The following is a 14,479-nucleotide window of genomic DNA, read 5'->3' on the forward strand; positions in this document are numbered from 1 at the left end:
TTATTCTCTCCCATTTGGCAGCCCGCCTTGCGGGCGGATCTTTATACTTCGATGGATTCCAGCACACCGCCATCCACGGCCCAGTCCTGACCCGTCACATGGCTGGCTGCATCGGACAGAAGGAAAGCGGCGACTTCGGCGAGCTCCCCGGCAGATCCCATGCGGCGCTGCGGCACACGGGCTTCGATGGTTGTTTTCTGCTCACCGGGAATTTCTTCCAGCATCGGTGTCTCGATAAAGCCGGGGATCACGCAATTGCAGCGTATGCCTTGCGGCGCCGTTTCCACCGCCACGGAGCGTGCAAGACCGAGCACGGCATGTTTCGATGCGACATAGCCCGCATTCATAGCCATGCCGCGCTTTGCCGCAAGGCTGGCCGTTATGAGAATCGCTCCCCTGCCTCGCTCGGCCATGCCGGGAAGCACATGTTTGATAGCCCAGAAAGGGGCCTTGAGATTGACTGCCAGAACCTGATCGAAAGTTTCGTCGCTATACTCGCCGATCGGAGCGAAAGTGCCGCCGATTCCGGCATTGAGAAAAAGACCGTCAATCGGGCCATTCTGCTCCATGGCGGAATCGAGCGCGGCGAGCGCCGCCGGTTTGTCCGCAACATCGGCCGCTGCCCATCTGGCGCTGTCGCCCAGCTCGGTGCAAAGCGCTTCCAGAAGATTGGCGCGGCGCGCTATCAGTGTGACGGTACCGCCTGCTTTGACGATACGATGTGCAGTGGCCTTGCCGATACCGGTCGAAGCCCCGGTAATGACAATGTGACGTCCGGTGAAATCCATCGCGCATCCTTTCTGCCGATCCGCCGCTTCTTCGCGGTCTTGCAGGATCGGTCTCTCCCATTCTTATGCAGGCGTATAATGACGGGAGGGAAAAGGGAACAGCGGATTACCCTGCTGCCACAGAGGAGAGACGGGTTGCATCGGAGGATGGTTCTCGCCCCGTCACGGGATAGCCAGAGCGGGGCGAGGGATTTACGATCTGTCGGCAAGCGCCTGCAGCGCATCGGTTACCGGGTGATCGCCGTCGGTCAGTTCGATGATACAATGGTGGAGTGCCGGCGTTTCGATCAGCGTCGCCAGCGTCAGCGCGACATTGTCACGCGAAACATTCCCATAAGGCACTGCCAGATCGGCATTGATCCGGCCATCGCCACTATCATTGGTCAGCGTGCCGGGGCGCAGAATGACCCAGTCGCGATCACTGGCAACCAGCTCGCAATCGGTCTGCTTTTTGACCCGCATATAATTTTCGAACCCTTCTTTCGGTTCGCCGCCGCGCCCCGATTCGGGAAAGGCCGAGACTTGCAAAAAACGCTTAACCCCGGCCATTTGTGCAGCCTGAAGCGATTTGCGGAATCCGTCTCCGTCGATTGCATTGGTGATTTCCTGTCCGGCACCGCCTGCACCGGCAGAAAAGACAAGCGCATCGCAGCCTGCCATCAGGGAAGCGAGGTCTTCAGCCGTGAGTTCCGTCAGATCGCCCGAAACGGGTGTTGCGCCCAGCTTTTCGAGTTCGCTTTCCTGTTCTGCCCGGCGAAAAAGCGAAAGCGGCTGATGCCCCTTATCCGCGCAGATTTTCGCAAGCCGGCGAGCGATCTTGCCGGCGCCTCCAACGATAAATATCTTCATAATCGGCCTCTTTTATCGGCTGTCCCTTCGAGCCCGGCGGGCAGGACAGATCCGATCTGCGCATGAGGCGAGAATTTTCAACCGCAGGCGCGGCAGTCCGGATCTTTCGCGATGCTGAGTGAGCGCATGCCCGGCTGCATTCCATCGAGCAGATGGAGCGTGCCCCATTGCGCGGCACCGAAAGCGCTTTTCCCGTCGAGCAGGAGGCGGATCGCCTGCATGGCGGCAAAGGTTCCCACCCAGCCCGCCATGGCCCCCAGCACACCGTCCTGCGCGCAGGTGTCGCAATCGTCGCCATCGAAAGCATCGCCGACATAGCAGCGATAACAGGGCTGATCGGCGCGGTGGCCGGCAAAACTGCCGACCTGCCCCTGAAACCGGCCGATAGCGGCGCTCAGCAAGGGGATTTGCGCGGCAACACACGCATCCGAGACGGCAAGGCGTGTGGCGAAATTGTCGCAGCCATCCAGCACCAGATCGGCACCCGCGATCAGCTCGCCCGCATTATCGGGATAGATCCGGGTGACTTTCGGGTCGACCGCAAGATTGGGATCGAACCGTGCGGCCCATTCGGCACCGGCCAGTGCCTTGTCGCGACCGATGTCGGCGATTGTGAAAATCGTCTGCCGCTGGAGATTGGTCTCATCCACCTGGTCGCTGTCGATCAGCGTCAGGCGTCCGATTCCGGCGCCGGCGCAATATTGCAAAGCCGGACAGCCAATCCCGCCGACCCCCACCAGAACCAGGTGAGCATTGCTCAGCGCAAGCTGCCCGGCCCCCCCGATTTCGGGGAGGACGATATGACGGGCGTAACGGTTGAGGCGATGGGTCGGCAGGCTGCTCATGGCCCGTTTCTAGAGTAACCTTTGTCAGGATTCCAGTTGGCGCAGAAGCGAACGGACATCGCCGTCCATATCGGCGTCGCGCTGGCGCAGATCTTCGATCAGGCGAACGGCATGGATCACGGTGGAGTGATCGCGCCCGCCAAATTTGCGCCCGATTTCGGGGTAGCTGCGCGGTGTGAGCACTTTGGCGAGATACATGGCGATCTGGCGTGGACGAACCACGGCGCGGGCGCGTCGCTTGCTCGACATTTCCGACCGGTCCACGCGATAGAACTGGCAGACCGTGCGCTGGATCTCGTCAATCGTGATGCGCTTGCGGTTGGCCGAGAGGATATCGGTCAGCTGCTCTTCGGCGAGCTGGAGCGACACATCCTGTCCGGTCAGCTGGGCATAGGCGATCAGCTTGTTGAGGCCGCCGACCAGCTCACGAACATTGCGATTGATCGTGCGGGCGAGAAATTCGATCACGTCCGAAGGTACCTCGAGCGGGGCGAATTTGGTCAGTTTCGATTCGAGTATCGCACGGCGCAGTTCGATATCGGCGGGCTGAATATCGGCCACCAGCCCCATGGAGAGGCGTGAAAGGAGCCGCTGTTCGACTCCGTCGAGAGCCTGCGGTGCCCGGTCGGCGGCGAAAACCAGCCGTTTGCCTTCGGCGAGCAGCGCATCGATCGTGTAAAGCAGCTCTTCCTGCGCCGAAGCCTTGCCGATGATGAACTGAATATCGTCGACCAGCAGCAGATCGAAACCGCGCAGCCTGGCCTTGAATTCGATCATCTCGTTCTGGCGCAGGGCCTGAACGAATTCGACCATGAAGCGTTCGGCTGAGCAGTAGAAGATCCGCGCCTTGGGATGATTTTGCAGATAGGCATGGCCGATTGCGTGGAGCAGGTGCGTTTTGCCCTGTCCGGTCGCAGCCTTGAGGTAAAGCGGCGAAAATTGCGGCTTTTCGACCTTGGCCATGCGCTCCGCCGCATTGAAAGCCAGCACATTGGTGGTGCCGGTCACGAAAGCGGCGAAAGTCAGCGTCGGGTCTAGCCCGACCGACGAAATGAACCCGTTATCGCTGAGCGAATCGCGGCCCTGCATCCGGTCATTCGCGGCATGCCGCTGCGCGCTCTGGGCGGTGCCGAGATTGAGATCGGCCATTTTGCGGCGGCCCGGATGGACCTGAATGCGCACATTCTTGACTTCGCTGCGGGCGATTTTCCAGGCGAGCGAAAGCCGGTCATGAAACCGGTCCTGTACCCAGTTGGCGGAAAATTCCGTCGGCAGGAAAAGATCCAGTGTTCCGCTTTGCTTGCAGAAACTGCCGAGCTGAATCGGCTTGATCCACTGGCTATGCATTTGCTGGCCAAGATCCTTGCGCAGCCCCTGACTGATATCGGCCCAGTCGGCCGCAAGGTCCAGCGCTTCCTGATCTTCCATGGTGCTCCCGTTTTTATCTGTTTTCGCGGAAGAGCCCCTGGCGAAATGTTTCTCGCTGCGAATCATGAGCCCCCCGAATAGCCAATTCGGCCAGTCTACCATTTTCATCCACCCGCCGAATTACGGATGAACACAGCTTCGCCGTTCGCCAGAAATGTGATTCCTGGCGCCCTTAAAAGCGAAGATCATTGTTTGATCGGCGCGGCAGTCAGTGCTGCGCCTGTGGATTTGATTTATGAGCCCCTTGCGGATTCGGGCAAGAGCTGCCGGGTAAAAAAAGTGAAATATAGCGGCTTGACTCAGGTGAGGCCCGCAGGCTCCTGTTTAAGTCTATGAAAAATATAGATTCTTATATTTCAACTTCGCGAATCGCAGGATTCCCTTGGCTTCTGAGAAGCGCTCCGCAAAAGCCCTTATGACAAACGAAAGAAGCCGGTTTGAAACAAACCGGCTTCTTTCAGATTTCGCAATTTGAAGTGCCCCGAAGGGCACGAATCACAGAGATGCGACTCGCTTGGTCAGCCGGCTGAACTTCCGGGCAGCCGTGTTCTTGTGTATCACGCCGCGAGCGACACCGCGCGCGATTTCGGGCTGAGCAGCCTTGAGAGCGTTCTGCGCTTCTTCTTTGTTACCGGCGTCGAGAGCGGTTTCGACCTTCTTCACGAAGCTGCGGATGCGGCTCATGCGCGAAGTGTTGATTTCAGCGCGGCGGTTGTTCCGGCGGATGCGCTTGCGGGCTTGCGGCGTATTGGCCATGTCTGTCCTTTTTTAGCGGCAGCGCGGCATGGCGCTGGTCCAAGCTTTCGTTCCAAGAATCTGTTAAGAAGCTGCGATCCCGGCGAGGCCGGTCCGCTGCGAAGGGCCGCCCTTAGCGAGAGTGCGCGCAAAGGTCAAGCAATCGGGTCTGTCCGGCCGCTTCAACCGCTCTTTTATGCGCGTTACATGGGATAAGGGCAAGCGCGAATGCTCTCAGCGCTGGCATTTGGGGCAATACCAGGTGCTACGCCCGCCTTGCGTGATTCGTCTGATCGTGCCGCCGCAGGGGCATGGTTCGCTCTCACGACCATAAACGTCGAACTGTTTGGAGAAATAGCCGAGCTCTCCGTCGGGTCGGGCGTAATCGCGCAGCGAGGAACCGCCGGCCGCTATGGCTTCTTCGAGAACGCCGCGAATGGCGGGCACCAGCCGTTTCAATGCGAGCGACACTTTACCGGCGGGTTTAAGCGGGCTGATATGGGCCCGGTACAAAGCTTCGCAGACATAGATATTGCCCAGCCCGGCCACGAAACGCTGATCGAGCAGCATCAGCTTGATGGCCTGTCTGCGCCCTGCAAAAGACGTGTGAAGATGGTGCGCTGTCAGCGCCGGCCCGAGCGGTTCGGGACCCATAGCGGCAAAAGGCGGCCATCGTTTGAGCAAGTCGCTTGCTACCAGATCGACCGAGCCGAAGCGTCGCGGATCGCATAGAGCAAAGCGGTGATCGACGGTTTCGATCACCAGATGGTCATGCTTTTCGATCCTCTCAGGGTCGATTCGCCAGCGCCCGCTCATACCCAGATGGAAGATGAGGCTACGCTCACGATTCATATGGATCAGCCCGTATTTGGCTCGCCGGCCGAGCCCTGTGACGGTCGCACCGGTCAGTGTCTGGACCAGATCGGGCGGGAAAGGCCGCCGCATATCGGGTCGGTTTGTCACAGCACGCGTAATGGTCGCGCCATCGAGAAAATGCGCGAGGCCGCGCACGGTGGTTTCGACTTCGGGAAGTTCGGGCATGGCAGGCTCTTAGACGATCCCGGCATAAAACGACATTCTTTCGCGCAGCGGCGGGCACTGCATAGCCGGAACACGCCGCCAAGCGAGACGAACGCAGCTTTGTGCAAGATTGTCCGCAGTGGCGGAGTCGAATTTGCTGAACAGACAGCCTATGGGCGCGTGACAAGCCAAGGATAATTCATGCCCCAAAAATCTCTTCAATTGCGTGCTTTCGCGATGCTCGGTCTGGTGATGCTTTGCTGGGCGGGCAACTCGATTATCGGCCGTGCGGTGCGATTCGATATTCCGCCGGTTCAGCTCGCTTTCGGGCGCTGGCTGCTGGCTCTGCTGGTACTGCTGCCTTTCGCCTGGCAGACCTTGTGGCAGGAACGGCACGCTATCCGTGAAAACTGGCGATGGATCGTGCTGCTGGGCCTGACGGGGATCGCAGCCTTCAACACGCTGCTTTATGCTGGCTTACGTTATACCACAGCGACCAATGCCTTATTGCTGCAATCGGCTGTTCCGGCGCTGGTGCTGGTCATGGATCGTGTCTTCTTCGGTATGCGTGCGCCGTGGTTACAGATTGTCGGCGTCATTTTTTCGGTCATCGGTGTGGTGGTGATTGTATTCGAAGGCGACCCGGCCGCTGCTTTGCGATTGCATCTGGGGGCAGGTGATCTGTGGGTACTGGCATCGGTGCTGGTCTGGTCGCTCTACACCGTTTCCCTGCGCAGGAAGCCTGCCATTGCACCGATCAATCTGGTGGCCTGCACTTTTGCGGTCGGCGTGATAGCCCTTGCGCCTTTCGCGTTTTGGGAATGGAGCAACGGCGCGATCGTGCATTGGAAATGGAGCACTCTTGGCGCTTATTTCTATGTTGCGGTGATTTCCTCGGTCATGGCCTATTTCATTTATAACTGGGCCGCCAGCGTCGCCGGTCCGGCACGCGCGGGGCAAGCCATTACACTGCTGCCGATCTTCGGAGCGATTCTTTCGGCCCTGCTGCTGGGCGAGCAGCTCTATTTCTATCATTTTGTGGGCATGGCGAGCATATTGGCGGGAATTGTTCTGGGAGCCTTCGCCCATCGTCAGTCCGTGCGGACAAAGGTTCCGCTGGTACAGGACAAATGAGGGCGCTAGAGGATGGCGCATGAGTGAGAGCGTTTCCTTCGGCTACGAAGAAGTGAGCCCCGAAGAGAAGACCCGTCGCGTCGGTGATGTCTTCTCTAATGTTGCTGCCAAATATGACATCATGAACGATGCCATGTCTGGCGGTATGCACCGCTTGTGGAAGGACCGTTTCGTGCGGCGGGTGAAACCGCAGCCCGGCGAACAGATCCTCGATATGGCGGGCGGCACCGGTGACATTGCTTTCCGGATGGAAGCCTGCGGAGCCGATGTCACCGTATCCGATATCAATCAGGAAATGCTCGATGTCGGAATCGAGCGGGCAATGAAGCGCGGGCTCGACAGCCTTGTCTGGTCGCGTCAGAACGCGGAAGAACTGACTTTCCCAAGCCGCACATTCGATGCCTATACCATCGCTTTCGGTATTCGGAATGTCACTCATATCGACAGGGCGCTGGCTGAAGCGCATCGCGTGCTGAAATTTGGCGGACGGTTCTTCTGTCTCGAATTTTCGACCACCGAATGGCCCGGTTTCAAGGACGCCTACGATTTTTATTCGCATAAGCTGGTGCCGCAGATCGGCAAGGCTGTGGCTGATGATGCAGACAGCTATCGCTATCTGATCGAATCGATCCGTCGTTTCCCCACCATGCCCGAATTCGAGCAGATGATCCGCGATGCCGGTTTCGTTCGCACAAGAGTGGAGCCGATACTGGGCGGGCTTGTGGCGATCCATTCCGGCTGGAAAGTCTGAGCGGGCTGACGGTTTCAAGTGACACGACCCACCACGCATATTCTTCGTCTCCTCAAATGGGGGCGTATTCTCGCTCGCCATGGGGTGCTGCGCGAAATCGAACGCAGTCCGGCCACACCGCCTGCCGTTGCGCGGCTGACCCGACTGGCTCGGTTCGGCGCGCGGCAGCCTGCTGAACCCGATTATGCCGGTGCTTTTCAGGCTATCGGCCCGGCCGCCATCAAGCTGGGCCAGACGCTCGCCACACGGCCCGATCTGGTGGGAGAGGATGCCGCGCAGAACCTCCTGTCCTTGCAGGACAGTTTACCACCGGTGCCCTTCAGTGCGATCAAGGCGCAGATCGAACAAAGTTTCGAACAGCCCGTCGAAGCACTTTATGCCGAGATCGACCCTGAGCCCGTGGGGGCGGCATCTATCGCGCAGGTCCATTCTGCGGTGACGACCGATGGCCGCAAGGTTGCGGTGAAAGTGCTGCGACCTGGTATTCGCGAGAAATTCGCGCATGATATCACCACTTATGAGTGGGCCGCTGCGCATCTGGAAGCACTGGGCGGCGAAGCCCAGAGGCTGCGCCCGCGCCTGACCATCGCCAATTTCAAGCGCTGGACCAATCGCGAACTCGATCTGCGGCGCGAAGCGGCTTCGGCCAGCGAATTATCCCAGTTGATGAGCGGTTATCACGGCTATCGGATTCCGGCGATCGACTGGGACCGGACTAATGGCCGGGTGATGACCATCGAATGGGTTGATGGCGTCAAGATCAGCAATATCGCTGCGCTGAAAGAGGCCGGGCATAATCTGCCGCAACTGGCACAGCGTCTGGTACTCGCTTTTCTGACGCAGGCGATCAGTGCCGGCTATTTCCATGCCGATATGCATCAGGGGAACCTGTTCGTGCGGCCCGATGGCGATATTGTCGCGATCGATTTCGGAATCATGGGCCGCATCGACCGGCGGGCGCGGCAATGGCTGGCGGAAATCCTCTATGGCCTTACGACCGGTAATTATCGCCGCGTGGCCGAAATCCATTTCGAAGCGCAATATGTGCCGAGCTATCACTCGGTCGATGAATTCGCGACTGCATTGCGGGCGGTGGGTGAACCCATGCGCGGGAAGCCGGTGAGCGAATTGTCGGTCGGCCAGATGCTCGACGGGCTGTTTGCTATTACGCGCGATTTCGACATGCAGACCCAGCCGCATCTGCTGTTACTGCAAAAGACTATGGTCATGGTCGAAGGCATCGCCACTCAGCTCGATCCCGATATCAATATGTGGGATGTGGCAGCGCCTTTCGTGCGCGACTGGATCAGGGACGAACTGGGCCCCGAAGCCGCTCTGGCGGATCGTTTGCGCCAGGATGTGAAGACTCTGTTCGGCCTGCCCGATCTGGTGCGCCGGGTGGAAGCGCGGTTTCCGCCCAAAGGCGGCGCGCCAGAACAGCCGCCACTGCCCGATGTGGAACTGGTATGGGAACGGCGCCGGCGTAAGGGAACGTCCCCCTGGGGCTATATCGCCACCGCACTGGGCGGCGGTGCGCTGGTCTGGGCCGGAATGGCACTGGGCTGGCTGAGCTGACCTGGCTGGGCAAGGATCGGTGAGACTTCCTGGCCAATGGGTGGATGCGTGGTGTAGCACCGCTCACCCTTTGCGGGCCCTCCCGCGCTGGACTGCCATTACGAGTCTGATTCTGATCGGTCTGGCACTGGTCTGGAGCGTTCCCGCTGCACAGCAGTTCCAGGCTAATGAGCAGGTTCGGCAAGCGCGCATCTCCAAGTCCACCCATGCGAAGCACCGCGATCTCGATCTTTACGAAGACATCAATGCGCGGGTCAGCAAGGGCGAAAGCTATTACACCGCAGCTCTGGCCGAACAGCGCAAGTGGAATTATCCCACTCAGCCCTTTGTCGTTGTGCGTCTGCCGACTCTGGCCTGGGGTCATGCGTTGTTCGGAGCAACCGGCTGGCGGATTATCGCTATTGCCCTGTTCATTGCCAATCTTCTCGTCTGGACCAGACGCTTCCGTTCGCCGCGGCATCCGCTCCTGTCGCTGATCGTGATTGGCGGATTACTGACTTTGGGGGGCGGACTGGCCTTCTATCCCCGAGTGGGTGTGGTGCATGATTATATGAGCGGGCTGTTCGTCTCGCTTTCGCTGGTGCTTTATACGCCGCAGCGGTGGTGGCCCAGTCTGTGTCTGGCGGTTTGTGCTATGGCTATTCGGGAAATGGCCTCGCTCTATGTGCTCGCCTGGGTTGCACTGGCAGCTGCCCGGATGCGTTGGCGCGAATGCGGTGCTTTGCTGGCGGCCTTGGCCCTGTTCGCGCTGGGGATGGCGGTTCATGCCCATTTCGTCGATGCAGCGGTTAAGCCGGGCGATCTGGTCTCGCCGGGCTGGGAGGGCATGAACGGCCTAGGTTTTCTGCTCTTTTCACTGGCCCATCTGTTCCCCCATGCCTTGCCCCTGTGGTGTGTGGCTTGGCTGGGGCTGGCTGCACTGATCGGCTGGATCGGGCGCGGGGAGCGGATCGGGCTGATGGGCAGCCTCTGGCTGGGCGGTTTCGGGCTGGCCGTGGCGATTTTTGCACGGGCGGATAATTATTACTGGGTAGCCATTATGCTGCCTGCCTATTGGGTGGGGCTGGCTTTCGCACCCCGTGCCCTGATCGATCTGTGGCAGGCAGCCCGTTTGCCCGGCTGGTCAGCCAACCGTTTCATGCGGCAATAATTTGCTGCCGACAAAAGTGATGATGGCGAAGAACAGGTCGGCGACCAGATAATAAGGCAGCGCGTCATAGGTGCCATCCACCAGTGCACCGAGCGACCGACCGATAAAGGCAATCGCACACATGGCGGCCGGAGCCAGCAGGATTTCGCCATTCCGTTTCCATGCCCCCCAGATCATGCAAAGCCCGGCGACCAGATAATAGGCAGCGGTTTCAGCACGCAGGGCGGCAAGACCGGCCGGACCGCGCCATTGCAGGCCCAGACTGGTTGCCGAAGAGGTCGGGTCCACCAGAAAACCGATCCCGGCAATGATAAAGAATATCCCGGCGATGAGGATAATGGCGGTCAGGAGGAAGCGGGTCATGCGTCAATTCTCTTTCATTCGCCGGGCGAATAAGCCGGACTACGGGCTTTTCACTGGCTATTTCCACTCATGGGAGTTCTCTCTAGGCTACTCTATGGAATTTTAAAGGGCAGGAGGCCATAGCGGCTTATATGTTGGAACCACATATCCTGTTGGTGATCGGAGGCGGCATCGCTGCCTATAAGGCCTGTGAGCTTGTTCGCCTGATCCGCAAAGGCGGCGGCGAGGTCACTTGCGTGCTTACCGAAGGAGGCGCGCAATTCGTGACTCCGATGAGCCTGGCTGCCCTGTCGGGCAGGCAAGTGCATACTTCGCTGTGGGATCTCAAGAACGAAGCCGAGATCGGTCATATTCAGCTCAGCCGGGAAGCCGATCTGGTGGTGGTTTGCCCGGCCACGGCCAATATGCTGGCCAAGATGGCAGCGGGTATTGCCGATGATCTGGCCACGACCATGCTGCTGGCGACCGACAAGCCGGTCATGGCGGTGCCGGCCATGAATGTCCGCATGTGGGGCCATGCCGCCACGCAGCGCAACCTGCGGACACTTAGCGAATCCGGTGTGCATATTGTGGCGCCCGACGAAGGGGCGATGGCTTGCGGAGAATTCGGCCCCGGTCGTTTGCCGGAACCCGACCGTATCTGGGACGAAATCGCGCAGTTACTGGGCCTTTATCCGGAAAACCGCTTGCGCGATGTGTCTGCTTCTCTGGACCAGTTCGACAAGGATATGTCGGATGCAGGGCGCGCTGACGATCCGTTGGAGGGGCAGGGCGCTTTCGATTCCCATCCTCCCCATCGCCCGCTTTACGGGCGGCACGTGCTGGTCACGGCAGGGCCGACTCATGAACCGATAGATCCGGTGCGCTACATCGCCAATCGTTCTTCGGGCAAACAGGGTTTTGCCATTGCCGAGGCAGCGGCGGCTGCGGGTGCCCGGGTGACGCTGGTGGCCGGGCCGGTCGTATTACAGACTCCGCCGGGTGTGGAGCGGTTCGATGTCGAAACGGCACGTGAAATGGCCGAGGCGGTGAATGAAGCTTTGCCGGCGGATGTGGCCGTGATGGTCGCGGCAGTGGCTGACTGGCATGTCGAAAACCGCGCCGGGCAGAAGATCAAGAAGAATGGTCATGGCTTGCCGCCGCTCGAACTGGTGGAAAATCCTGATATTCTCGCCGGTCTTGGGCAAAGCCCGGGCAAACCGCCCTTGCTGATCGGCTTTGCTGCGGAAACCGATAATGTGATCGATTACGCGGTGGATAAAAGACAGCGCAAGGGCGCGGACTGGATCGTGGCCAATGATGTGTCGGGCGATGTGATGGGCGGCAGAGAAAATACCGTGCATATTGTCACGGCTGACGGGGTTGAGGATTGGGAGCGGATGGATAAGGAGCGGGTCGCTGTCAAACTCGTTGAAAGGATTGCCGATGCCCTCTCCCGCTAATGTCGCTGTTCAGATCAGGCGGCTCGATCACGGTGAGGGTCTGCCTCTGCCGCATTATGCCACTGCCGGGGCTGCCGGAATGGATGTTCATGCGGCCGAAGATGTGACGCTCGAACCCGGTGCACGGCATCCTGTGGCCACCGGTTTCGCTCTGGCCATTCCGGAAGGCTATGAGATTCAGGTTCGCCCGCGCTCAGGTCTGGCGCTGAAACATGCGGTGACCGTTCCTAATACGCCCGGCACGATCGATTCGGATTATCGCGGTGAACTGAAGATCATCATGATCAATCACGGCAACGAAGCTTTTGCCATCGCACGCGGTGATCGCGTGGCCCAGCTCGTGCTGGCGCCTGTTATACAGGCTGTGTGGAGCGAAGTGGAAGAGCTGGATCAGACGGAACGGGGCGATAAGGGCTTCGGTTCGACCGGCGGACACAAGGCTTTGTAAAATCGTTTGCCAGTCTCTCTTACACGCTGGCCTCTCTTATAAAAAAGGCGGGTGCTTCTCTGGAAGGCCCGCCTTTTTATATCGGTTTCGCCTGCTTACTTCGAAGAGCGTTTAACCGGCTGATTTTCCGGTGCGATCGAAATGCGCACGGTTTCGCCCGAATTGCCGGGGAAATCGGTGAACATCGCTTCCACCAGATTGGGCACCAGATATTGCAAGCGGTCCGAAGTCGAAACGGCTTCGGCTCTGCCTTCGAACAGGCGCTTGCCGTCGGAAGCACGGTCGATCTTCATTTCGACATCGCTTGTATAGACGGTGTAACTGCTAACCGAAGGACGGTCGAAGAAAGGATCGTACCAGCCATAGCTCCATGAGCGGCGGGGATAATACCCGTAAGGTCCCCAGGACCCATAGCCATACCAGGGGCCCCAATAGGAACTGGGACCGTCCGACCGGATCCGTTCGCGCCCGTTATCCACGCCGTAATCGAAACGGACGATCAGATTGGCGCTGTCGGGTGAAGCGGCTTCGCGATAGCCCAGACGCTCCATCTGCTGATCGACATAATCGGCATACATGGAAAATTCGAGCCCGCCCGACAGGCTGGGATCTTCTGCCACGACGGCAAAAGTCTGTCCTTCGGGGGCAGGGAGCTGACTCTGGAAACGGGAGACATCGGCCTGGAAGGGCGATGCACAGGCCGCGAGGCTGGCCAGCAGGAGCGGGATGGCAGCCATTTTCAGGCTCCGTCCGATTTTTCCTTTCTTGAACATCATCTTACTTTCCCTTCGCGGCGTCTGTCGCCATCCGGCGGTTCATCTACCGCATACAACTCTTCAAGGATGAGCTGATATATATATAGGACGGTCTGAACCGGTCTTGAACACCCTTCGTAAAAATGACTGTTTTACAGTAACTTGTGCGGTGGACGATTTTATCGCCCCCGCACAAGCCCAAGAGCCTTATAGGCAGCATCCAGAGTGGGAACGCCAATTTCGCGGGCGCGAGCCGCGCCGCGTGCAAGGATCGCATCCAGCGCTTCACGATCCTGCTTCAGTTCAACGAAGCGTGTGACGATGGGGGCCAGCGATTCGACCATCAGTTCCGCCAGAGCGGGTTTGAACTGGCCGAAACCCTCTCCGCCATGATCGGCCAGCACTTCAGCCACACTCTTGCCTGACAAGGTGGCATAGATCGTCACCAGGTTGCGGGCTTCGGGCCGTTCTTCCAGTCCTGCTTCTTCAGAAGGCAGGGGTTCAGGATCGGTCTTGGCCTTCTTCACCTTCCTGGCGATCGTATCGACATCGTCGGACAAATTGATACGGCTCATATCCGAGGGGTCCGACTTGCTCATCTTCTTGCTGCCGTCGCGCAACGACATAATCCGCGCGGCACCCGGCGGGATGATCGGTTCGGGCAGTGTGAAGATCTCCTCGCCTTCGCCGAAATCATTGTTGAACTTGATGGCAATGTCGCGCGCCAGTTCGAGATGCTGCTTCTGGTCTTCGCCCACCGGAACATGGGTAGCCTGATGCAACAGGACGTCGGCTGCCTGCAGGACAGGATAGGTGAAGAGCGCCACGCTGGCGCCTTCGCGATTCTTGCCCGACTTGTCCTTGAACTGAGTCATGCGGTTGAGCCAGCCCATTCGTGCCGTTCCGTTCAGCAACCATTGCAGTTCCGCGTGGGCGGGAACCTGTGCCTGATTGAAAAGAATGGAACGGGCAGGGTCGATACCGCAGGCAACCAGCGCTGCGGTCATTTCCAGCGTTGCCGCATGCAGCTCTGCCGGATTATGGGGCATCGAGATGGCATGCAGATCGGCAAGGAAGAACATGCATTCGGCATCGTCTTCCAGCGAATCCTGCATGGCGGCCCAGTTCCGGATAGCCCCGAGGTAATTACCGAGATGGAGAGACCCTGTGGGTTGAATACCGGAAACGACACGCAT

At 59.1% G+C, this 14,479-nt stretch carries 15 protein-coding genes; 6 read left to right on the plus strand and 9 right to left on the minus strand.

Features of this window, described 5'->3' with window-relative positions:
* Positions 1-41: 41 nt before the first annotated feature.
* From D6851_RS06250 to mutM, 6 genes are all read right to left on the minus strand, one after another.
* Positions 42-788, minus strand: coding sequence for an SDR family NAD(P)-dependent oxidoreductase (locus tag D6851_RS06250; RefSeq protein ID WP_120324048.1), 747 nt, complete (start codon positions 786-788; stop codon positions 42-44).
* A gap of 192 nt (positions 789-980) precedes the next feature.
* On the minus strand, positions 981-1,637 hold the full coding sequence (locus D6851_RS06255; protein ID WP_210210333.1) for an SDR family oxidoreductase: 657 nt from the start codon (positions 1,635-1,637) through the stop codon (positions 981-983).
* A 77-nt stretch (positions 1,638-1,714) separates the two neighbouring features.
* A complete protein-coding gene (locus D6851_RS06260; protein WP_120324050.1) occupies positions 1,715-2,482 on the minus strand; it encodes a HesA/MoeB/ThiF family protein in 768 nt (255 codons plus the stop codon).
* Between the two features lie 24 nt (positions 2,483-2,506).
* Positions 2,507-3,910, minus strand: a complete 1,404-nt coding sequence (gene dnaA, locus D6851_RS06265; RefSeq protein WP_238473970.1) for a chromosomal replication initiator protein DnaA — start codon at positions 3,908-3,910, stop codon at positions 2,507-2,509.
* 495 nt (positions 3,911-4,405) lie between these two features.
* Positions 4,406-4,666 (minus strand): 30S ribosomal protein S20, encoded by a 261-nt coding sequence (gene rpsT / locus D6851_RS06270; protein ID WP_120324052.1) that lies wholly within the window; start codon positions 4,664-4,666, stop codon positions 4,406-4,408.
* Between the two features lie 213 nt (positions 4,667-4,879).
* Entirely contained in the window at positions 4,880-5,686 is an 807-nt protein-coding gene (gene mutM / locus D6851_RS06275; RefSeq protein WP_120324053.1) for a bifunctional DNA-formamidopyrimidine glycosylase/DNA-(apurinic or apyrimidinic site) lyase, read from the minus strand.
* Positions 5,687-5,866: 180 nt separating this feature from the next.
* Here mutM and D6851_RS06280 point away from each other — a divergent pair, with 180 nt between their 5' ends.
* The 4 genes from D6851_RS06280 to D6851_RS06295 are packed head-to-tail and all read left to right on the plus strand — an operon-like array spanning position 5,867 to position 10,275.
* Positions 5,867-6,799, plus strand: coding sequence for a DMT family transporter (locus tag D6851_RS06280; RefSeq protein ID WP_120324054.1), 933 nt, complete (start codon positions 5,867-5,869; stop codon positions 6,797-6,799).
* A gap of 19 nt (positions 6,800-6,818) precedes the next feature.
* Positions 6,819-7,550: a class I SAM-dependent methyltransferase gene (locus D6851_RS06285; RefSeq protein ID WP_120324055.1), complete on the plus strand. Its 732-nt coding sequence runs from the start codon at positions 6,819-6,821 to the stop codon at positions 7,548-7,550.
* Positions 7,551-7,568: 18 nt separating this feature from the next.
* Positions 7,569-9,125 (plus strand): 2-polyprenylphenol 6-hydroxylase, encoded by a 1,557-nt coding sequence (gene ubiB, locus D6851_RS06290; RefSeq protein WP_120324056.1) that lies wholly within the window; start codon positions 7,569-7,571, stop codon positions 9,123-9,125.
* A 19-nt stretch (positions 9,126-9,144) separates the two neighbouring features.
* Positions 9,145-10,275 (plus strand): hypothetical protein, encoded by a 1,131-nt coding sequence (locus D6851_RS06295; RefSeq protein ID WP_147395440.1) that lies wholly within the window; start codon positions 9,145-9,147, stop codon positions 10,273-10,275.
* Here D6851_RS06295 and D6851_RS06300 read toward each other — a convergent pair.
* Positions 10,249-10,638 (minus strand): hypothetical protein, encoded by a 390-nt coding sequence (locus D6851_RS06300; protein ID WP_120324058.1) that lies wholly within the window; start codon positions 10,636-10,638, stop codon positions 10,249-10,251. The two genes, D6851_RS06295 and D6851_RS06300, sit on opposite strands and share 27 nt — an antisense overlap.
* Positions 10,639-10,769: 131 nt before the next feature.
* On the opposite strand from D6851_RS06300, the gene D6851_RS06305 reads away from it, so the two are divergent.
* Both D6851_RS06305 and dut read left to right on the plus strand, forming a co-directional pair.
* Entirely contained in the window at positions 10,770-12,080 is a 1,311-nt protein-coding gene (locus tag D6851_RS06305; RefSeq protein WP_120324059.1) for a bifunctional phosphopantothenoylcysteine decarboxylase/phosphopantothenate synthase, read from the plus strand.
* Positions 12,064-12,528, plus strand: coding sequence for a dUTP diphosphatase (dut, locus tag D6851_RS06310; RefSeq protein ID WP_120324060.1), 465 nt, complete (start codon positions 12,064-12,066; stop codon positions 12,526-12,528). Before D6851_RS06305 ends, dut begins: the two co-directional genes overlap by 17 nt.
* A 95-nt stretch (positions 12,529-12,623) precedes the next feature.
* Here the strand turns inward: dut and D6851_RS06315 are convergent, their stop codons facing one another.
* Together D6851_RS06315 and trpS are read right to left on the minus strand one after the other, a co-directional pair.
* Positions 12,624-13,265 carry a DUF4136 domain-containing protein gene (locus D6851_RS06315; RefSeq protein WP_238473971.1) on the minus strand — a complete coding sequence of 214 codons (642 nt, stop codon included), beginning with the start codon at positions 13,263-13,265 and terminating at the stop codon, positions 12,624-12,626.
* A gap of 197 nt (positions 13,266-13,462) precedes the next feature.
* Positions 13,463-14,479 carry a tryptophan--tRNA ligase gene (trpS, locus tag D6851_RS06320; protein WP_120324061.1) on the minus strand — a complete coding sequence of 339 codons (1,017 nt, stop codon included), beginning with the start codon at positions 14,477-14,479 and terminating at the stop codon, positions 13,463-13,465.

The organism is Altericroceibacterium spongiae (assembly GCF_003610805.1).
Taxonomy (GTDB): Bacteria; Pseudomonadota; Alphaproteobacteria; order Sphingomonadales; family Sphingomonadaceae; genus Altericroceibacterium; species Altericroceibacterium spongiae.